The organism is Micromonospora sp. NPDC049275 (assembly GCF_043197115.1).
Lineage (GTDB): Bacteria > Actinomycetota > Actinomycetes > Mycobacteriales > Micromonosporaceae > Micromonospora.
Genome location: NZ_JBICSN010000001.1, coordinates 228,834 through 247,815, shown reverse-complemented (window position 1 = coordinate 247,815; position 18,982 = coordinate 228,834). Strand labels below are relative to the sequence as shown.

Here is an 18,982-nt window from a genome sequence, read left to right as displayed (position 1 = left end):
ATCGGTTTACGTCAATGAAACACCCCGTCCTCGGCCGGGGGTTCACCATGCCAAATCTCGTTGACGGAGTGAGTCCTCACTCCGTAGGCTGATTGGCATGACTGAGACGCCCAGCCGGCGCAGAGCGCCGGGGATGAGTGCGGAAGATCGACGCGAGATGATTGTGGCTGCGGCGCTGCCTCTGCTGGTCGAGCACGGCTCCGCGGTGACCACCCTGCAGATCGCCAAAGCGGCCGGGATCGGTGAGGCGACGGTGTTTCGGGCCTTCGCCGACAAGGACGAGCTGTTAGCCGCCTGTCTGTCGGCTGCCCTGCGTAACGACCATGTTCTCGCCGAACTCGACGCGGTGCCGTTGGATCAACCCCTGGCCGCCAGGCTGACCGAGGCGGCAGCGACCCTGCACGCCTACCTGGATCGGATGGGCGCGGTGATCGCGGCGCTGCACTCCGGTGGCCGCCGCGGTGAGCGACGCGGGTCGGCCGACAGCAGCGCGACCGGCAGTCGGGCAGCGGCGGGCGAGCGCACCCACCAGGCGCTGATTCGACTGCTGGAACCCGACCGGGCCGCGCTGCGACTGCCGGTCGAACAGCTTGCCGTCATCTTCCTCGGCATTCTCATGGGCCGGCGAGGAGGGCCCGGGGGCGCGGAGACTCCGGTCGAGACGCTGGTCGACGTGTTCCTGCACGGCGTGATCGATCCTGCGTCGGCTGCCACATGAACCGCAGCCACCGAATCTGGGGTGTGGTCGGGGCCGTTGGTGTGGCCGCCGCCCTCTGGATGGTCGCCGTTCCGCTGCTGGGGCACCGGCTCATCGTCACCGGTGGGCCACCCGGGCGGGAAAGGCTGGAAATCGGTCTTGCTCCGGTCGTGATCGTCGCGCTGGCCGCCGCCCTGGGTGGTTGGGCGCTGCTCGCATTCCTGGAGCGGGTACTGCCCCGGTCCGCGCGGCTCGTGTGGACGATCATCGCGCTCGGGGTCCTGCTGGTGTCCTTCGCGCCGATCTCGACCCCCGGCATGGACGTCGCGACCCGGATCGTCCTCGGCGCCCTGCACGTGGCGGTCGCGGCCGTGCTGATGACGGTCATGACCCGCACCGCCGCCCGCCCAGCCCTCAGCACGATCACCGACGGCGACCGCTGACCTCGAACCACAGGACTGCGGCTTAGGAGTAGTCGCTCGCCGTGCACGGAGTAGGCCCGGGTGGTGCCGTCGGGGTCCAGGACGCTGGTGACATCGACCAGGGGGGCGACGCGCCGCGTCGACGTTCTCTGGCGCTAGTCCGTGCTCGCAGGGCCTTCACCCGACTCACTCATGAAGCTGACACTACGCATCCAGCCGTCGCCGTCAGGATGGTATCTATGGCTGGGTGTTCTGTGCATAGACGGTGAGCATGGGGGCGTTGGTTCGCCAATAGCGAGCTGATGCGACCTTCGGCCGCGTCGTCGGGCCTGGGCCCCCCGTAAGTCCAAAGGAGCCGTGACCAATGGAAATCCCGACCCCCCGCGGCTACCACGTCGAGGAACTCCTCCGGCGGTTCGACAGCAGGATCGAGGGCCAGACGAGCCTGACCGGTCGACTGTCATCGCTCTTCGGCGAAGCTGTCCTCGTCGAAGCTCTCGCGCATGCCTACGTGTCCGCAGGGCACAGGGTTCATCGCCTGCCCGGGTCGCCGCATCGCGACAATCGAATGTTCACCGACGGCGAGATCCCGTCGCAGCGTGATCTCGATGCGTGGCTCACCCTGGACGAGCGCGACCTCGTCGCAGTTGAGTGCAAGACCTGGACCGCTTCGTCCGCCGATGGAAGGCACGTTCTCGATGCCAACGAGTACGATCTGAGCCGTTACGCCAAGCAGGGCTGGGACGAGGTCAGCAAGATCTTGCTCGCTGACCGGTGGGATCAGATCAACAAGGTCTGTTTGCCTCTCAAAGTTCCCGACAGCTACGACCAGCAATCGCACGAAATCAAGAGAGTCCTCGCAATTTGGCGACCGATAAGCCGAAGTGGGCTCGACCCGTGGTCGACAGTGACGAGTCGGACGCCGACAGAGCGAGATGCTTGGACCGATGTCCCGGTTACTGTTTTCTCCGGGTCCCTCTACCTTCGTAGGCTGAGAAACTCGGGCGTAACCGTACTCCCTGCGGTCGTCACGAATCCCCACGACGTCCGAGAAGCAGTGAACGCATGCATTTGCTGATAGCTGCGCCTCGTTCGTTTTTTGCGGATTTCCATCACGAATTGACCCAAGTGGTGATGCGCGACATCACACGGCCGCGCCTCCAGCAGCCACGCGTCCACGACGTCGGTCAGCAGGCCGTCCAGACTCGCCACGGCAACGCCATCTCGTCCTGCCTGTTGCCGGAACGGGAGATGGCGCGATGACGAAGGCCGTGGTGGAAAAGGTGCTCTGCTATGTGGTGAGAGAGGGCCGGTTGCTTGTCTTCCGTCACACCGACTTCAGCTACGAGCAGGTCGGTATTCAGGTGCCGGGAGGCAGCGTTCGTGCCGGTGAGGCCCCGGTGGATGCGGCGCTGCGCGAGGCGCGGGAGGAAACCGGGCTGCCGGGCTTTCGCGTTGTCCGCAAACTGGGGGAGGTTGAGTACGACATCACACCGCTCCGGTTCGAGATCCAGTATCGTCATGTCTTTCAGTTGGAGCTAATAGGGTCCGCGCCTGAGCGGTGGGCGAGTCAAGAAGACCATGACGGTAACCAGGCGCCAACCCGCTTCGAGTGCTTCTGGATACCGCTGAAGGATGCACACGTGCTGCAAGCTGGCCAGGGTGCTCTCGTGGCTAGGCTGCATTCGTGATCGGGCGCCCGTCGCGAAGTTGGCAGTGCGCGGCGATGTAGCGCCCGAGCTACGCTGACGGCATTACCTGCTCACCGCCGATGCCGTCGAACCCAATAATTCGCCCCGGTCGCGAGACGGCCACGAAATGCCGCGCTTCCTATTGCCGGTGAAGAAGCGGCTATCGCCGAACCTGCGGCGGCTGACAGGTCGACGGCAGTTCGCTGGCACGCCAGTCAATGCCGAGTTCGAGAGCGGAAGGGGTCCACCGGCAATGCCGCGTTGCCGCGGGTTGCGGCCTTTGGCTGCTGCAGCAGGCGACAGCCAGGGGTTTCGAGGAGGAGGTCCTCTGCGTACGTCCCGGCCGGGGTCCGATAGCGCGGCCTGGCGGGGACTATCGGTCAGTCGGTTCGACCAACGGGCTGCCGGCGGCGGGTGAACAGCACGAGGCCGGTGCCGAGGCCGTGAAGTTGGCGGCCGGGCAGGGTACGGAAGGTCAACGATCGTCCGCTGGTGATTGGCGGCCGATGACCAGCAGGGCGATGTCGTCGTTGGGCTGGTCCTCGGCGGTGGTGGCCATGATGTGGTCGCACAATGCCTCGGCCGGCTCGGATTGCACGGCGGCAGCGAGGCGCTCGATGCCGGTGTCGATCAGTTCGTTGCGGCGTTCGATGAGCCCGTCGGTGTAGAAGACGAGCGTTGCGCCCGGCGGCAGGTCGACAACGGTGGTGCGGCGATTGGTCATCGGTCGGCCCACACCGAGGGGCCGGTCCACCGCCAGGGTGACGAGCTGGGTGGGTTGGCCGGGGACAGCCAGCAGCGGTGGCAGATGACCTGCGCAGGAGAGGTGGACTGTCGCGCGGTCTGGTGCGATGAGGGCGTAGACGGCGGTGGTGAGGGTGCCGGCCTCGAAGTGGTAGATCTTGCGGTCGAGGGAGGTCAGCGCCTTGGCGGGGTCGTCGGAATCGAGTGCGTAGGCGCGCAGCGCGCTGCGGATGCGTCCCATGACGACGGCCGATGGCAGGCCGTGGCCGGAGACGTCGCCGATGACGGCACCCAGCCAGCCCGAGGGCAACATGAACACGTCGTACCAGTCGCCGCCGATGCCGAGGTCGTGGCCGGGTACGTACCGGGCGGCCAGGTCTAGGCCGGGAATGTCGGGTAGTCGGGCGGGTAGCAGGCTGCGTTGCAGGGCGAGCGCTGCCTGCCGGTCGAGGATCTGCGCTCGGGCCTGGCCTGCGGAGCTGGCGCGATCGGCGACGAGTTGAAGCAGCCGCACATCGTCGGGACCGAACCGTCGCAGGGTCAAGGAGCCGACGTGCAGTACGCCGACGAGGTCGCCGTTGGCAAGCATGGGCACGCCCAGCAGGGCACGTACACCCGTGGTGAGCAGGATGGGATTGACCACGTCGTCAGGCGTGACGTCATAGATCGTGACCGGCGCCCGTGTGGCCGCCACCCGGCCGGCGAAGCCGCGTCCGACCCGGACGCGGAAGCCCCGGCGCACCTCCTCCTCCAATCCCTTGGCCGCCGTCGCGACGAGTTCGCCGGTGTGACCTTCGAGTAGCAGGATGGTGGCGGTATCGACCTTGAGCAGGTCTCGGACCCGTTCGAGTAACTCGTCGAGTAACTCGGCGGTGGCCAAGCCCGACAGGGCGGCATCGGTGATCGTCTCGATACGACGCAGCCGCTCCTCATTCGTCACCACCTCGGGACCGGCCACTCAGGCAGCGTAGACGTCGGCACGCCGTCGATGGCGCGCCGGGATCGAGATCAACAGTGTCGCTTCTTCGACGTGGGGTACCTTCCCCTGTCAGATTGATGCCTTATCGTCCGTGAGCCCGTTTCGGAGAGCGCACGCTGTTCGCGCCACCGCAATGCCGCTGGCCTCCGCGTCCGGACGGAGAGGGGAAGCAGTGGGGGTCCCACCTCGCGACCAGCATGCGCCGACCGCCGGGAGGCCCCTTTTCTCGACGTCGTTCGCCCTCACGGACCTCGCCCGCGTTCGCAGCGAGGTGGATGTAGTCAGTCGCCGGTGCGGCCTCGGCCAGGACGAGATTGAGGACTGGGTGACCGCAGTCAACGAACTGTTGATCAACGCGATTCGACACGGGGGAGGTGGAGGTTCGGTACGCCTGCTCCTGGACGATCAGCTCATGTGCGAAGTGGCCGACCAGGGGCAGGGCTTCAACACCGCTCACTACGTTCCGGGCGTCGAGCGACCGCCCCTGTCCGGCATTGGAGGGATGGGCCTATGGATGGTCGGGCAATTGGCCGACTACCTTTTCGTCGCCAGCGGGCCCGCAGGCACCACGATCCGAATCGCGGCTCGCACCCGCAACGCCGGCTAGCCGCTACCCTTCATCTGTCGCCACCAACCAGTCATGGGGCGAGGGTCCGCCCGTAGGCCCTGGTTGATCTTGGTGATGTGGTCGCCATGTGGTCTCCAGCAGACGTCATCTCGGGTCAATCCGTACCAATCCAGGTTTACCGGGCTGACGATCATGGTCGCAGACCCGTCCGGTGTGATCCGCGTGTGGTAGTCGGTAGGGGCGTTTCACCGGGCCAACGCGGGTCACTCCCTGCCAACGCGGGTCGACCCGCAGGTCGTTACACTGACCACTCGCGCCCTCGTAGCTCAGGGGATAGAGCATCGGTTTCCTACCCCGACGCTCTGCCGCTGTCCGTAGGCCGATGACCTGCGGCTCTTCGCTTCTTGGCCTCGTGTGCAGGTCGCTGCGCGATCCTCAGTCTGCTGTCGGGGCGGGAGCCTGCCACAGAGCACTGACCGGCATGGCGCGGAGTTTGTCGCCGAACGGCAGCGTGGAGGTTCCGGTATAGAGGACGATGCCGGCGACGAAGTCATTGCCGAGGCGCTCGGCGAGCCGGCGTAGCCCGCGGAAGTCGTCGGGTCCGACGGTGGTGGCTGCTTTGACTTCGATCCCGACCACCTGACCAGCTCGGTTCTCGAGCACCGCGTCGACTTCGTACCTGCTCTGGTCGCGGTAGTGGGACAGGTCGACGAACTGCTCGGACCAGGTGAGCTGCCGGGAAAGCTCGGACAGGACGAATGATTCGAGCAGCGGGCCGAACGGTGCGCCCGGTCGGAGTAGTGCCCGGGCGTCGGTCGCGATCTCGTTGGCGGCGATGCCGGGGTCGACGAAGATCAGTTTCGACGCGGCGGTGGCGCGGGTGCCCAGGTTGCGGGACCAGCCCGGGATCCGTTTGATCAGGAAGATCTCTTCCAGGGCCTGGAGGTAGCGGGCGATCGTCGGTCGACTGAGCCCGAGTGCGGATTCGAGGGAGTTGGCGGCGATGATGGTCGCGGATCTGGCCGCGAGCAGGCGTACCATTTTGCGTAGTTCGCCCTTGTGCTGGATGTCGGACAGTTGGCGGACGTCGCGGTCGATGAGTGCCTGTACGTAGGCGTCGAGGAACCGTTGGCGGCGGCGCGGGTCGGTGCGGGTTGTGGCCTCGGGTAGGCCGCCGCGCACGATTCGGGCCGCGTAGTCGGCGCGGGTCACGTCCGAGTCGTGCCGCAGGTCCGGGCCGAGCGCGAAGACGGCGTCGATGAATCCGTCCGGCGCTGCGTCAAGTTCGCCTTGGGAGAACGGCCAGAGTTCGACGGTTTCCATCCTGCCGGGCAGCGCGTCCGGGGCAGCCACCATGCCGAAGAGGCGAGACGAGCCGGTGAGCAGGTACCGGCCCGGACGGGGATCCTCGTCGACCGCGGCCTTGATGGCCAACAGGAGTTCCGGGGCGCGCTGGATCTCGTCGATGACCAGGAGTTCGGAGGAGTCCACGAACCCGACCGGGTCGGCGATCGCCGCCGCCCGGTCCTGAGCCCGATCGAGATCGCGGCGCTCGGCTAGACGATCGCCGGCAACGAGGCGGACCAGGGTGCTCTTGCCTGCCTGGCGTGCTCCGCTGATCAAGACGACGCGGGTGTCCGCCAAGGCGGCATTGACCTGCGCGGCGGCGCGGCGGGGGATTAGGTGCGGTGTGGGCACCGCGTCATCATAACGGCCGCGCTTTCGATCTGCGGGGGGCTCGGCTTGCGATTTGCGGGCCCCGGCGCGTTCGGTACGCGGTAGTTTGATGTTCGATCTGCGGGCGCCAAGCGGGCGAGGCGGTTAGTGGAAGGGGTCCACGGCTTACGTCGCGTTGCGGCGAGTTCGGGAAAGGATTCTCCCAGCGCGGATCCCGCTGGCGGTGGACCGGGCGATCGAGCGGGTCGGCCTGCTGGAGCGGGCCGACGATCGGATGAAGCACCTCTCCGACGGGATGCTGCGCCGCGCCGGCATCGCCCAGGCCATCGTGAACGACCCTCGGCTGCTGCTGTCGGACGAGCCGACCGCCGGCTTGGACCCGGAGCAGCGGGTGCAGTTCCGGGCGCTGCTGCGGGATCTGGGCCTTGATGCCGTGGTCCTGGTCAGCACTCACCTGGTCGAGGACGTCGTAGCGGCGTGCACCCGGGTGAACCTGGTCGACGGCGGGCGGCTGGCCTTCACCGACCTCCCCGACGAGCTGATTGCCGCCGGTGGGGACGGCGACAGCGGCGACTCCCCGATCGAACGCGGGCTACACGGCGGTTCTGCGTGGTGCCCGGACGGCACCGCGGTGAGGCGCGCGCTGAGGGTGGAGCTGCAAGATCACCCGGAGTCACATAGAGACTCGGTGTGTGGTCCTGGGCTGGGAGAACGGCGGCCCGGGAACGTGGGTGAACGTGGGCCACTCCCTGCCACCCCAGGTGAACCCAAGGTCGCTAGACTAGGCCCTCGCGCCCTCGTAGCTCAGGGGATAGAGCATCGGTTTCCTAAACCGTGCGTATTCTTCCGCCGCAGGCTACTGACCTGCGGTTTCCTTGTACTGAAGCCCGAAAATCGGTCGCACAGGGGTGTTGCTGTGATCGGTTGCTGGAGATTTGCCGGTCGACGAAAGTCCTGGTCGGAGTGTCGCCTCGATGCCGGTCGGTTTGCACGGTCGCGACGACCAACTCCTGCTCGCGAAGGAGGATCCTTACCGTCCTACGACTTGGACGAGTACGGAGAGACCAGGCTAGGCACGGCGTCCGGACGTGCTGTCCGGGTTCATCGGCGCCCGGCTCAACGACGGCGCCGTGAATCGTCGGCAACGACGGCGACGCGGTCTGCGTCGGTCTCGTGCTGCGGTTCGGGGACAGCGACCTTGTTTTCGGCATGCTCGGCGACGAGTGGGTTCTCGCCGTCGGTTCGGCCCCTCCGCCGCCGCTCAATACTGTGCTGTGCAGCCCTTCGTGCAGGAGGCTGCAGGTAACGGTCACTTCTTTGCCTCCCAGCGGATCAGGCCGCGCAGATCGTGACCGTGTCACCGCGGCGCCAGCATGACCCGACGACACGGCGTAGCGAGTGTCCAGGCGAGGTCATATCCGGCTGGCGAGTGCGCTCGAAGGAATGACGTACCCGGACCGCTTGCTCGGTACAGTTCGTCCACCGAGGCCTGACTTGGGGAAAGGACGCGTGCGTAGGTGGATACGGCTGAATTTCGGAGCTGGTGCACCATTGGGACGCCCATCCCCACTAGCGGCCACCGCGCTGGCCTGATCCAGTCGTACGACGACAGCACCGGGGTTACCGCGCTCGCCGCTGCGCTGCCAGCCGCGTACGCCGCGTCCGGGGCCCTCGCGGCGATTGCTGAGCGGCTGGAGAAGGATGCTCTGGCCAAGTACCTACGCAACAAGGTGCCCACCGAGAAGGCCGCTCGGTCAGGGGACATGGGTGAGATCCTCGCGACGGCCTACCTGCATGAGGAGGCCAGGTATGTGGTGGGGCCGAGCCGGCTGATCCACCGCGATCATCAGGAGTGGGCGATGCGGGGCGACGATGCGCTCGGGGCGAAGCTGCACAGTGACGGCAAACCAGTCATTGTCAAGGCGGAAGCTAAGAGCCGTACGAAAGTCGGCAAACCCACCATCACCGCCGCCCGTGAGGGCCTGGCCCGCAACGAGGAGATGCCCTCGCCGCACTCGCTTACCCAGTTCGCCGACCGGCTTCTGGGAACGGCCGACGACGATCTGGGCAACGCAATCATCGACCTGCTGCTGGAGGACGGCGTCCGGCCCAACCGGGTGAGTCACCTGATGTTCCTTTTCACCAGCAACGACCCCAGCAGCCAGGTGGCCGCAGATCTTCAGGCCTACTCCGGTCCGGTGCCGCAGCTGACGATCACCTTGCAGGTTCAGCGTCACCAGGAGTTCATTCGGGACGCCTACGAGATAGTGATCGCCGATGGCTCGTGACGCGCAGGAGCTGGCCGCCCGGCTGACAGCTGCCACGGACGCCGGGTTCCGCAGTCGGCTGCTGGCCCGGGGACAGGCCCAATCGGTGATTCGCCGAGCCGGAATCCTGCCCCCGGGCGCCCCCCAGTTCAGCACCTTCCTGGACGCCGACCTGCTCAACTACGGGTACGCCCTGCTGTCCACCAGCCTCATGCTGATGGAGACCGGCAGCGACGACCTCCTGCCTGAGCAGATCGCGGTGGCACAGCGAGGATTCATCCAGAGCTCGTACGCCATCGAGGCAGCCACCCGCAACGCGGTGCCCGGAGCGGAGCTGGTTTTTCACCACCTCGTCGCCGGTGCAGCCAGCCATCTCGGCGGCTACGCCGCCCGCGCGTATTCGCTGATCCAGGCGAGCCGTACGTCGGGCCGGCTGACCCCGATGGAGCAGAGCCTCGCGGATGTGCTGATGCGCGACCTGGGTGCCGTCGAGCAGCGGACCCGGCTGCTGCGCTCCTCGCCGCAGACCACCGAGCAGTCCCTGCTCGCGGCGTTCACCGACGCGCAGATCGGCACCAGTGCGGACCCCCCGGCAGACCAGGTCGGGCCGGTATTGCTCCTGCTGAGCGAGAACTACCTGTCCGCGGTCACCGCTGCCCTGTTTGCGATCGAGATCGGCCGCCGTGACCTACTCGATGCCGCGCTGCAGCAACTTCAGCTCGGTGAGCAGGCATCCTCCGACGTGAACGCGCCCGGACCCTGGTGGATCTACCGCCTCACGCGGCATCTGCTGGATGACCTGTTCGGCAACAGCCTGGAAACCAACATCCCGCAGGACCCACCGCCCGGGGCGGACAGTGACATCAAGCACTGGCACTACCTGCGGCGCACCTTCGTCGCCTCACTGCTGGCCCGCGAACGCAGCGAGATCGATCTGTGGCCCTCTCAGCTCAACGTCGTGCACCACCTCTTCCAGGACTCCCGGGACCTGGTCGTGGCGCTGCCGACCAGCGCCGGCAAGACCCGCATCGCCGAGCTGGCGATCCTGGCCTGCCTGGCCCGCAGGCGGCGGACGGTGTACGTCACCCCGCTGCGCGCCTTGTCCGCGCAGACCGAGATCGTTCTCACCCGGACCTTCGCGCCGCTGGGAATCCGGGTCTCGTCGCTGTACGGCAGCATGGGCACCAGCGACGTGGACGAGGACACGCTGCGCACCGGGCAGATCGTCGTGGCGACCCCGGAGAAGCTTGACTTCGCCTTGCGGTCCGACCCGTCCCTGCTCGACGACGTCGGCCTGGTCGTCCTGGACGAGGGGCACATGATCGGAGCCTCCGAGCGCGAGGTCCGCTACGAGGCCCAGATCCAGCGGCTGCTGCGCCGCACCGACGCCGACTCGCGCCGCATCCTGTGCCTGTCGGCGGTCTTCCCCTCAGGCGACGAACTCGCCGACTTCGTCGCCTGGATCACCCATGACGAGCCACAGGGCCTGCACCACGAGAAGTGGCGTCCGACGCAGCAACGCTTCGGCCTGGTCGAGTGGCGCGACGACCATGCCCGGTTGACCATCACCTTCGGCCCCGATCAGTCGTTCATTCCCCGCTACTTCGAGGCGACGAAACCGTCCGGCCGCCGCCGCAGGCTATTCCCGGCCGACCAGCGCGAACACGTCATCGCCACCGGCTGGCGGCTGGTCGAGGAAGGTCAGACCGTGCTGGTCTTCTGCCCCCAGCGCAACTCGGTCGTGCCCTACGCCAGCAAAATCATCGATCTTCATGCGCGCGGTCTGATTTCCTCCGTGCTGCCGCCCGGCATCGACCTCAGCGAAGCGCTCGCCGTCGGCGCTGAATGGTTCGGGCCGGACGACCCGATCCTGCGATGTCTCGAGCTCGGGGTGGCCATCCATCACGGGGCGCTTCCGGGCCCGTTCCGTCGTGAGGTCGAACGGCTGCTGCAGCGGGGCAATCTGAAGGTCACCATCGCGTCGCCGACCTTGGCGCAGGGCCTGAACCTGTCCGCATCGGCAGTGCTGTTCCACGGCCTGCGACGCGGCAGGGACCTGCTCAAAGGTTCCGAGTTCGCCAACGTGATCGGCCGCGCCGGCCGGGCCTTCGTCGATACCGAGGGCCTCGTCCTCTATCCGATCTTCGATTCAGGCCAGAGCCGCCGCCGGGACTGGCTGCAGCTCAGCAGGGGGGAGGCCGGCAAGACGCTGCAATCGGGACTCATCGGCGTCGGAATCGCCCTGCTGCGGCAGATGCTCGCAGCCTATGGGCTCGCGTCGCTCGATCCGCTGCTGACCTACCTGACCGGCGGGCCGGACTGGTCCCTGCCGGTCGCCTCGCACGGCACCGCCGAGCAACGCGCGGCCGACGCTGCCGCCTGGCGGTCCAACCTGGCGCTGCTCGACATCGGCATCCTCAGCATCGTCGGTGACGGCGACCAGGACACCGTCGCGGACGCCGCGACGCAGATTCTGGCCGATGCCCTGCGTGATTCGCTGTTCGAGCGACAACTGCGCCGCTACGAAGCCACTCCGCAGACGGCCCTGCGGGCCGTGGTGTTCAGCCGTACCAGATACCTGTGGCAGACCGCGACGGCCTCCCAGCGCCGCGGCTGGTATCTGGCGGGTCTAGGCGCGCACGCCGGCTCGGAGCTCTCCCAGGTATCCCGGAACATCATCGCCCTGGCCAGTCAGGCGGAGGCCGCGATCGCCGAGGGCGACCACGACCGGGCCGCCGACGTGATCGTGGCGATTGCCGGCTTGGTGTCCGCGATGGACACCTTCGCGATCAAGAACCCGCTCGCCAATTGGGACGACGTGCTGCGGCACTGGGTCCACGGCGCAGCGCTAAGTGACGTCACCGGCGACCGTGTCCAGATCGCGCAATTCATCGAGGACGATGTGATCTACCGACTGGTCTGGGGGATGGAAGCCGCTCGGGTCTATGAGAACGCCCAGGACAACACCGCCGCCGACGCGCTGCTGGGTACGGCGGTGACCGCGATCGAGACGGGAACGTTCAGTCGGGAGGCTTCGTTGTTGATCCGTGCTGGATTCGATCATCGCCTGGCCGCTATTTCGGCGGTGACCAGCACCGGCGCCATCTTCGACTCGGTCGCCGGCATGCACCAGTGGATTGATGACCTTGACCCCGCGCGGGCCCTCGACCCGCACTGGCCGAAACCCGAGTCCCGCTCGGCATGGGAGGCGTTCGTCAACCCGTCTCGAGACCGGCGCGCAGGTCGATGGCGCCCGGAAAAAATTCATGACGTGCTGGAGGTCGCCTGGCATGCCACGGCGCCGCCCAGCGGGACGTGGCTGCGGGTCACGGACGCCGGAGTAGGCCGGATTGAGATTTGGTCCACTGGATTCGACCTGCTGGCGGAAGCCGCGGTTGGTCTCAACCCTGACCGGCAGGGCGTCCTGCGCGCCCAGTCGCTGCCTGCGGCCGGGGGCATCCGCCTGCGCTATCGCGGCCCCAACGATCTGTTCCCGCCTAAGTCGGATACCACCAGGTGAGGGCTTCGTAGTAGCAGCACACCCGCTGACCCGGCGTCAGGCTCCGGTGCTCCGTTGGCACCGCAACGAGGTGGCTAAAGTGCAGCCAGACGGTCAGATCAATCCGCTAACTCACAAGAGGCGCGAACCCACAGAACTGCGAACCCCGCGAGATGGGCTGGAGTCGCCTGATCTACAACTCGCACGACGATGCGTTCGCGTTGCTCGGCGTACTAGCGTGTCGAACGTGGGCGACGACGTCCGTGACAACTGCCCGAGGCACTCAATCGGCAACTTCCGTTGACTCCGACCTCGCCTCGCTCGACACTGACCACCGTTCCGCTGCCCAGCCGGGGTCCCGCTCACCGCACATCCGCGATTGACCTGCCAGTTCCGGCGCCGGCAGCGCGGGCCCTGGCAAGGCTTCCGTCCTGAGGGCGTCGAAGCTGGCCCGGCTTTGGCGGCTACGGCTCGAGCAGTGCGATGAGCGTGTTGTTGGCCTGAGCCAGGATCGGCGGGCCGTACATCGGTGTGGACAGGACCCGCCGGCAATGGTCGAGTTCAACGTAAATCTCACCGCCCGTTATGGCGGGGTTTTGCAGCACAGCGAACCGGTCCGCCGCACCTGAGCACGTCTTGACCGGGGTGAGCACCGCCAACGTGCGTTCGATGGCCGCGCGCCGCTGCTGAGGCAGGAGTAACCCGTGTTCGAAGGTCCCGGCGGGTTGGGGTGTCCCCTGCTGCTCCGCCGACACCCGGTATACGCACAGACGCAGCTGTGCGGCCGACGGGATCGCCACCTTGCCCGGCCTCGGCAGGGACGACGGATTCCTGCTTTCGGCGGCCACCACGTCCGACCATTCCTGGCCGCACCCGGACGCAGCCGCCCCGGCTGACAGGATTTCGCGTACGACCGTCTCCGACACGGTGGTCAGCCGCAGACCTCGGACCGCCTCCGGGATCTCGGGGACTGGCTTGCCGCAGGTGTCCATCGGCAGCCCTGGCCGGATCCATCGGCCTTGCGCGTCGAAGAGCAACAGGTTCGGTTCCCACGGCATCTCCAGGGTGCAGGCCTCGATGATGGTCCTGTCATCGGGCAGGCGTAGCGCGGCAAGAAGCGCCCTCACATCGGTGGCTCGGCCCTCGGTGAGGACCAGGTCCTCACCGCCGTTCGCGCGTCGCTGCGGCTCGAGTTGGCAGTGGACCGCGGACGCGACCGCGAAGTCGGTGCCTAGGCGCGGCAGGGTGCGGATATGGGGCGGACGCCCGTCGTCCCCGAGTGGGGCGTCGACCGCGCAGGAGGTCCACCCGGATCGGACAACCGGTGTGCCGGTCACGGCAACGGATGGCTGCGCCTCCCGCCCGTCGTTCGGTGCCTCGGCCATCGTGGGCGCACCCTCACCACACGCGGCCAGTCCGACCAAGGCCACTATCACGACAAAGGCTTTGACGATTACTCGCATATCGCTCCTTGGTGCTTGATTCACGCAATTCGTGCACCTCTGAGACGATGTCAGCCGCGGCGCGGTTCCCGGCCATCCTCCCCGGGCTCTCGGTTCGACCTGATCGTCGAACTCGGCAGACCCAACCGCGACCGTTTCGCCCTGCCACGAATGTCCGCCCTGCTCGTAGACTGGGGCCATGGCCGCCACAGCCCACACCATCGCCGCGGAACTCCGCCGACGCCTCCCCGGCCTGGGCGCGAAGAAGCTGCACAAGCTGCTCTACTACTGCCAAGGGCACCACCTGGCGACCTTCAACCGCCCCCTGTTTGACGAGACGATCTCCGCGTGGGACATGGGCCCGGTCGTGGGCACTCTGTGGCGGCAGGAGAAGGACGGCGACGTTCCCGCCTTTGACGCGGAGTTGGGCGAGGCCGAACTGAACACCATCGGGTATGTGATGTCCCGGTACGGCAACCTCACCGGCAACGACCTGGAACACCTGACGCACAGCGAGACGCCATGGCAGCTCGCCAACACCAGCCGGTCGCCGGGCGGCAGCGTTGCTATCCGCCACGAGTGGATCAAGGGCTACTTCCAGACGGCGGGGGCAGCCACCGATGGTCCTGCCTTCGACACGGCGCAGGTCCGCGACTGGCTGTACGAAACCGCTGCCGCCCACCAGCCCGGAGACGTCGACAGCATCGATGCCCTCCGGGCGAGGATGACGGCGGGTGTCTGACGCGTCTCTGTGGGTGCTGCGCGGGTTCGACCGGCACCTCGATCTCTGGATCGCTCAGTTCCAGCCCGACCAGGACTTGATCAACCAGGTGACGGCGTGGGTGCTGTCCCGCTTCGAAGACCCCTTCCAAGGGGTGCGTCGCGAACAGGGCTTCGACAACCTGTGGTGGGGGCATGTGCCGCTGTCGTTGCGGGATGAGGCCGTTGTGGTGTGTTCCTATTTCGTTCGCGAACGTGAGCGGACGGTGACGTGCAACAGCATCGCTCCGCTGTCGCTGCCAACCTGAACGGACCGAGACGATGATTGTGCGCGATTTTGAGGGTTGGCTTGCCAACGTGCTGGCAGCGCAGCCGTGGGCGGGGCAGGTTGACCGCTGGTCGACGGGCTCTGGGCCGAAACCAGTCGGCCTCACGGTGGCCGGTCGGCTGCATCTGCAACTGGTGGGCGGCGATCAAAAGGCGGCGCCGCTCGACCCGGACAACGCTGGTGTCATCCCCGCCGTTCAGGCGTCGCCATCCGACCCGGCTGGCTGGGCGGAGGCGATCACCCGCACGGTTGCGGAGGCTGGTCTGCCGCGTCTGAAGTCGGCGCAGACATACGCCGAGTGGGGTGGCAGCACGAAGCCGGGCGGCATGCGGGTCGTGTTCGTCGACGGATCCGAGCTGTTCGCGTCGATCCTCCCCGACATCCGGTAGCGCCGACCGGGTGCCGGATAGTAGGAAGCCCCGACATCCTGTTTGGTCGGGCTTCGTAGCGCCTTGGCGCTACTCGCAGCCGACGCCGTCGCCGTCCCGGTCCAGCTTCCGCGAGTAGCCTGGGTCGCCCTTATGGATCGGGTCGGCGCCTGCCTCCCGAACCTCGGTGCAGTTGGCGTAGTACGCGTCGCCGTCTGGGGCGGGACCGGTGTCGCCGTTGCCGCCGTCGGGTTCGCACGCCTCCCCGTCGCCGTCGCGGTCCAGCTCGGGTCGGAAGCCGGGCTCACCCGGGTAGAGAGGGTCCGCTCCGGCATCTCGGACTGCGTCGCAGTTTTTGTAGTACGGCGTTGTGGGTGGACTACTGGTGCGCGACGGCTTGGGTGCCCCTTCTCGGGCCGGCGCTGCACTAGTAGGCGAGACGGCGACGGCGGTGGGCTGCGGCATCTGCACAGGGCTGTTGGTGCTGGCGTTCGTGGCGGTGATGCGCTGCACCTGAGCCGACGCGGACAGTTGAGGCTGACTTTGGGCGGCCGGTTTGTCGTCGCCGATGTTTGCCCCGCAGATGATCATGCCGACGACCGCGGCGGCGGTGAGTGCGAGCGTCTGCGCGGGCTTCAAGGGCTTCACCTACGCGAGTGTGCCGGGGCTGATCGGCGGTGGTGATCGGCCGACCGGATGCCGGGGTGTCAGGAAGGTGACTTGGTCCCGCTCGGAAGCTGCTTCAGGCGAAGAGCGAAGTCGGGGCGATTCGGTACGGTGGCCGGGTGATCGAGGTGCGACAGCCGACCCGAGCCGACCTGGATGAGCTGGCGGATATCCTGAGCGCTGTGGAGCTCGACTGTGACCCTGAGGGTGTGCAGTGTTGGGTGGCCGTGGAGTCGGGCGTCGAGGGCGTCCACAAGGTCATTGGCGGTGTCATCGCTGACTTCGACTACGGCGACTACGGGTCTACGGTGCCGCCCGGCCACGGTGACAACCAGGCCTTCATCTTCGCCATCGCGGTAGCGCCCGAGGGGCAGCGCAAGGGTGCCGGCCGCGCCCTCATGCGCCGTGTGGCCGAGGGTGCCCACGCTGCAGGCCTGTCGTTCCTGGTACTCATGCCTCAGGAGCGCCGGGCGGACGATGTCAGCGAGCACATCGCCTTCTTCCGCGCCTGCGGCTTGAACTCTTTGGCGCCAGAGAGGCGCATGCCGCCCTACGGTGCCCCCATCCTGGAGATCCTAGAGCGCTTGCGGCTCGACTCCTGACGCCCTGGCCTGGCTTGGGCCTGAGGGTCAGTGACCCCCCCATCAGGCGGCGACGCACGAACCGGTCGCCGCGCCCGAGCCGTACTCGATGCGGCTTCGAAACGCGGCGACCACGACGTTAAGAGTTGATCGGCCTTCTGACGCGGACAGGCCAGTGGGATCCTGGCGAGTGGCTCGCCGGGCCTGTTTCGTCTACCTGGGTAGGGCGATGTGGTGCCTTCGGAAGAGGCTGTTGAAGAAGGCCGTGACTAGCGGGCGCGCCTGGCCTTCGTCGTGGAGTTCGTTCGTGCCGAACCGATAGACCTCGTAGCCGGCGAGGGTGAGGTCGCGGCTGGCGGCCACGGTATGCGCGTACTCGTTGCCATCCGGAAGCCAGCGTCGCTGGCCGTCGGGGGCTCCTTGTTCGCTTGCGTAGTGCGTTTGGCCGTCGACTTCCAGCACGATTCGGGCGCCCGCCGGTGCTAGCAGCAGGAAGTCCATGCGGAACTGCACCAGCGCGTCCTTACCGCGGGTCTTGATTGTCTTCGGGTCCCAGTGGCGCCACACCTCGGGCAAGAGGGCGGGAAGGTCCTGGAGGGCGCCACGGTAGATGTCGTGGTAGAGCTTGAACAGGAGCAGCTGATGCGGAGAGCCCTGCGGCACGCTGCTGCCGAGCCGCTGGTACAGCTCCCGCTTGGCGTGGTGGCCATCGTCGATCTGGCGGGTGTCGGACCACCAACTTTGTAGGTCGCGCCAGCGCAGGCCCGAAGCACCGACAGGCCGGTTGTAGACGAGAACCTCCCCGGTGGGATCCACGACCTCGACCTCGCTGTCGATGACGTCGATGAGCCGCAGATCGGGCTTCTTCGGGGACGCGAAGATGAGCTGCTTGGGTCGGCCGGTCCTGGATCCGGTGGCCACCAGGTGGAAGGTCGGGTAGCCATCGGTGTTGCCCGTCTCCCGAAGCTCCAGCCCGATGGCGGCCAGCGGCGGATTGATCGCGTCAACCAGTTGGCGTTGGGCGTCTTCGTCCGGCACGGTGTCGCCGGACACCATGCCTTCGAGGAAGAGGGCGAATCTGCGGTCAGCTGCCTGATCGACCGCACCGAGCTCGTCGAACAACTGCTCGACGGTCCAGTCGTCGTTGCGGTAGAAGTGCCGATCGATCTGCCCACTGAGGCTGGTGTCCTCGAATCCAAAAGAGAGGCCGCCGCGGCCTAGGTCAAAGAGCGTGGCCAGGAGGTTGTGGAATCGCTGGGCGTGATCGACCAGGACCTGCCCCGGCAAGGCCCGGGCGAGGTCGCGACGTGTCCGCTTGGGGATCGGAGGAGGATGCTCGTCGGCCCACACGAGATCCTGGACCGTTATACGGTCAATCATGTGCAGGCCGCTGTGCCGCTCGACCAGGCCGACGGCGACCTCCCTGAGCCGCTCGTCCGGGACCGCCGCGGCACTGCTCTCGCCACGCTGGGCTTTGGTTTCGCCGCCTGTCGACGGCGGGAGCCCAGCCTCGATCAGGTCCTCGTCTAGTCGAGCGTGAGTGCTTCCGTCAGCGATCGCGCGAGCGGCCCGAATCACGATCTCACGAAGCGTCGCGACACCCGCGTCGTCAACCATCGTGTCATTCTGGCAGCATCACGCCGAAGTCACGTTGCTTCCGAGGCAGACAAGCGTTGCGGGCGCCGTCCTGCATGGACACCTTCTCGGGGCAACCTGTCCAACGTGCAGCGCCTGTTTATGCTTCCCGGTACAACCACGCTGACCGCGACACCGAAGCGGTCCGTCAGTTCGGTGACCGGACGACGAGCCACCGCACCATCACCGCAGACCACATAGCGCTTCCGCGCGCCCAGTCGCGATACCACGAGTACGCACCCCTGTCACTAACTCGGCAGATACCCCGCGAGCGGCCGTGACTTGCGGAGCGGACAGGAACACGCCCGGAAGGACTTTCTACGGGGCGTCATCATCCATTACACATAGTGTGTGGTTCACCTCTACTGGGACCTTGGTGAGTGCGCCACTGGCGCGGTGTTCGAGATTGGGTTGCGCGGCTCGACCGCCAGGGTCTGCCTGATGGACGACGACGAGTACCAGGCGTACGTCGACGGCGACGAGTATGAGTTTTTCGGTGGCTTCTACGATCTCACCCCCGTGGTCCTGGAGGTGCCTTACGACGATCACTGGTGGCTCATCGTCGACAGCTACCCCGAGCGCATCCGGGTCACGGTCAACCAGGTCTTCGACTGACAACTGGGGGACTGGTACGAGCAGTGATGTTGTCGCACCGCTCTGCCATGCTCGACGTATACGCGTTTCCGCGACCATCGGTG

At 66.8% G+C, this 18,982-nt stretch carries 18 protein-coding genes and 1 pseudogene; 14 read left to right on the top strand and 5 right to left on the bottom strand.

Annotated elements, in window-relative coordinates:
• Positions 1 to 97: 97 nt before the first annotated feature.
• The 5 genes from ACGFIE_RS01225 (at position 98) to ACGFIE_RS01205 (ending at position 2,810) form a co-directional block, all read left to right on the top strand.
• A complete protein-coding gene (locus ACGFIE_RS01225) occupies positions 98 to 718 on the top strand; it encodes a TetR/AcrR family transcriptional regulator (RefSeq protein ID WP_393289800.1) in 621 nt (206 codons plus the stop codon).
• Positions 715 to 1,140, top strand: coding sequence for a DUF6069 family protein (locus ACGFIE_RS01220; protein ID WP_393289798.1), 426 nt, complete (start codon positions 715 to 717; stop codon positions 1,138 to 1,140). Before ACGFIE_RS01225 ends, ACGFIE_RS01220 begins: the two co-directional genes overlap by 4 nt.
• 343 nt (positions 1,141 to 1,483) lie before the next feature.
• Positions 1,484 to 2,197, top strand: coding sequence for a hypothetical protein (locus ACGFIE_RS01215; protein ID WP_393289796.1), 714 nt, complete (start codon positions 1,484 to 1,486; stop codon positions 2,195 to 2,197).
• On the top strand, positions 2,185 to 2,382 hold the full coding sequence (locus ACGFIE_RS01210) for a hypothetical protein (protein ID WP_393289793.1): 198 nt from the start codon (positions 2,185 to 2,187) through the stop codon (positions 2,380 to 2,382). The genes ACGFIE_RS01215 and ACGFIE_RS01210 overlap by 13 nt, the downstream gene beginning before the upstream one ends.
• Positions 2,379 to 2,810, top strand: coding sequence for an NUDIX domain-containing protein (locus ACGFIE_RS01205; protein WP_393289791.1), 432 nt, complete (start codon positions 2,379 to 2,381; stop codon positions 2,808 to 2,810). The genes ACGFIE_RS01210 and ACGFIE_RS01205 overlap by 4 nt, the downstream gene beginning before the upstream one ends.
• Before the next feature lie 475 nt (positions 2,811 to 3,285).
• Here ACGFIE_RS01205 and ACGFIE_RS01200 read toward each other — a convergent pair whose 3' ends face one another.
• Positions 3,286 to 4,512 (bottom strand): PP2C family protein-serine/threonine phosphatase, encoded by a 1,227-nt coding sequence (locus ACGFIE_RS01200; protein WP_393289789.1) that lies wholly within the window; start codon positions 4,510 to 4,512, stop codon positions 3,286 to 3,288.
• 154 nt (positions 4,513 to 4,666) lie between these two features.
• On the opposite strand from ACGFIE_RS01200, the gene ACGFIE_RS01195 reads away from it, so the two are divergent.
• Positions 4,667 to 5,140: an ATP-binding protein gene (locus tag ACGFIE_RS01195; RefSeq protein WP_363685048.1), complete on the top strand. Its 474-nt coding sequence runs from the start codon at positions 4,667 to 4,669 to the stop codon at positions 5,138 to 5,140.
• A 396-nt stretch (positions 5,141 to 5,536) separates the two neighbouring features.
• On the opposite strand, the gene ACGFIE_RS01190 is transcribed toward ACGFIE_RS01195, so the two are convergent.
• A complete protein-coding gene (locus ACGFIE_RS01190) occupies positions 5,537 to 6,799 on the bottom strand; it encodes an ATP-binding protein (protein ID WP_393289785.1) in 1,263 nt (420 codons plus the stop codon).
• 184 nt (positions 6,800 to 6,983) lie between these two features.
• Between ACGFIE_RS01190 and ACGFIE_RS01185 the strand changes: the two are divergent.
• The 3 genes and pseudogenes from ACGFIE_RS01185 to ACGFIE_RS01175 form a co-directional block, all read left to right on the top strand.
• Positions 6,984 to 7,413, top strand: a pseudogene (locus ACGFIE_RS01185) (ATP-binding cassette domain-containing protein); the annotation flags it as partial.
• A gap of 882 nt (positions 7,414 to 8,295) precedes the next feature.
• A complete protein-coding gene (locus ACGFIE_RS01180; protein WP_393289782.1) occupies positions 8,296 to 9,066 on the top strand; it encodes a Hachiman antiphage defense system protein HamA in 771 nt (256 codons plus the stop codon).
• On the top strand, positions 9,056 to 12,565 hold the full coding sequence (locus ACGFIE_RS01175) for a DEAD/DEAH box helicase (RefSeq protein WP_393289780.1): 3,510 nt from the start codon (positions 9,056 to 9,058) through the stop codon (positions 12,563 to 12,565). The genes ACGFIE_RS01180 and ACGFIE_RS01175 overlap by 11 nt, the downstream gene beginning before the upstream one ends.
• A 443-nt stretch (positions 12,566 to 13,008) precedes the next feature.
• Here ACGFIE_RS01175 and ACGFIE_RS01170 read toward each other — a convergent pair whose 3' ends face one another.
• Positions 13,009 to 13,929 (bottom strand): hypothetical protein, encoded by a 921-nt coding sequence (locus ACGFIE_RS01170; RefSeq protein WP_393289778.1) that lies wholly within the window; start codon positions 13,927 to 13,929, stop codon positions 13,009 to 13,011.
• A 256-nt stretch (positions 13,930 to 14,185) separates the two neighbouring features.
• Between ACGFIE_RS01170 and ACGFIE_RS01165 the strand changes: the two genes are divergently transcribed.
• Genes ACGFIE_RS01165 through ACGFIE_RS01155 form a run of 3 tightly spaced genes read left to right on the top strand, consistent with a single transcriptional unit; the run spans position 14,186 to position 15,423 of the window.
• Positions 14,186 to 14,728: a Panacea domain-containing protein gene (locus tag ACGFIE_RS01165; protein ID WP_393289776.1), complete on the top strand. Its 543-nt coding sequence runs from the start codon at positions 14,186 to 14,188 to the stop codon at positions 14,726 to 14,728.
• Positions 14,721 to 15,014 carry a hypothetical protein gene (locus tag ACGFIE_RS01160; protein ID WP_393289774.1) on the top strand — a complete coding sequence of 98 codons (294 nt, stop codon included), beginning with the start codon at positions 14,721 to 14,723 and terminating at the stop codon, positions 15,012 to 15,014. Before ACGFIE_RS01165 ends, ACGFIE_RS01160 begins: the two co-directional genes overlap by 8 nt.
• A 13-nt stretch (positions 15,015 to 15,027) precedes the next feature.
• A complete protein-coding gene (locus tag ACGFIE_RS01155; RefSeq protein WP_393289772.1) occupies positions 15,028 to 15,423 on the top strand; it encodes a hypothetical protein in 396 nt (131 codons plus the stop codon).
• Between the two features lie 69 nt (positions 15,424 to 15,492).
• Here ACGFIE_RS01155 and ACGFIE_RS01150 read toward each other — a convergent pair whose 3' ends face one another.
• Positions 15,493 to 16,050 carry an excalibur calcium-binding domain-containing protein gene (locus ACGFIE_RS01150; protein WP_393289770.1) on the bottom strand — a complete coding sequence of 186 codons (558 nt, stop codon included), beginning with the start codon at positions 16,048 to 16,050 and terminating at the stop codon, positions 15,493 to 15,495.
• 137 nt (positions 16,051 to 16,187) lie between these two features.
• Between ACGFIE_RS01150 and ACGFIE_RS01145 the strand changes: the two genes are divergently transcribed.
• The gene (locus tag ACGFIE_RS01145) at positions 16,188 to 16,670 is read left to right on the top strand and encodes a GNAT family N-acetyltransferase (protein WP_393289768.1); all 483 of its coding nucleotides are present in this window, start codon (positions 16,188 to 16,190) and stop codon (positions 16,668 to 16,670) included.
• Between the two features lie 192 nt (positions 16,671 to 16,862).
• Here ACGFIE_RS01145 and ACGFIE_RS01140 read toward each other — a convergent pair whose 3' ends face one another.
• On the bottom strand, positions 16,863 to 18,266 hold the full coding sequence (locus ACGFIE_RS01140; protein ID WP_354944090.1) for a hypothetical protein: 1,404 nt from the start codon (positions 18,264 to 18,266) through the stop codon (positions 16,863 to 16,865).
• A gap of 369 nt (positions 18,267 to 18,635) precedes the next feature.
• On the opposite strand from ACGFIE_RS01140, the gene ACGFIE_RS01135 reads away from it, so the two are divergent.
• Positions 18,636 to 18,899, top strand: coding sequence for a DUF1883 domain-containing protein (locus ACGFIE_RS01135; protein WP_393289766.1), 264 nt, complete (start codon positions 18,636 to 18,638; stop codon positions 18,897 to 18,899).
• Positions 18,900 to 18,982 lie beyond the last annotated feature (83 nt).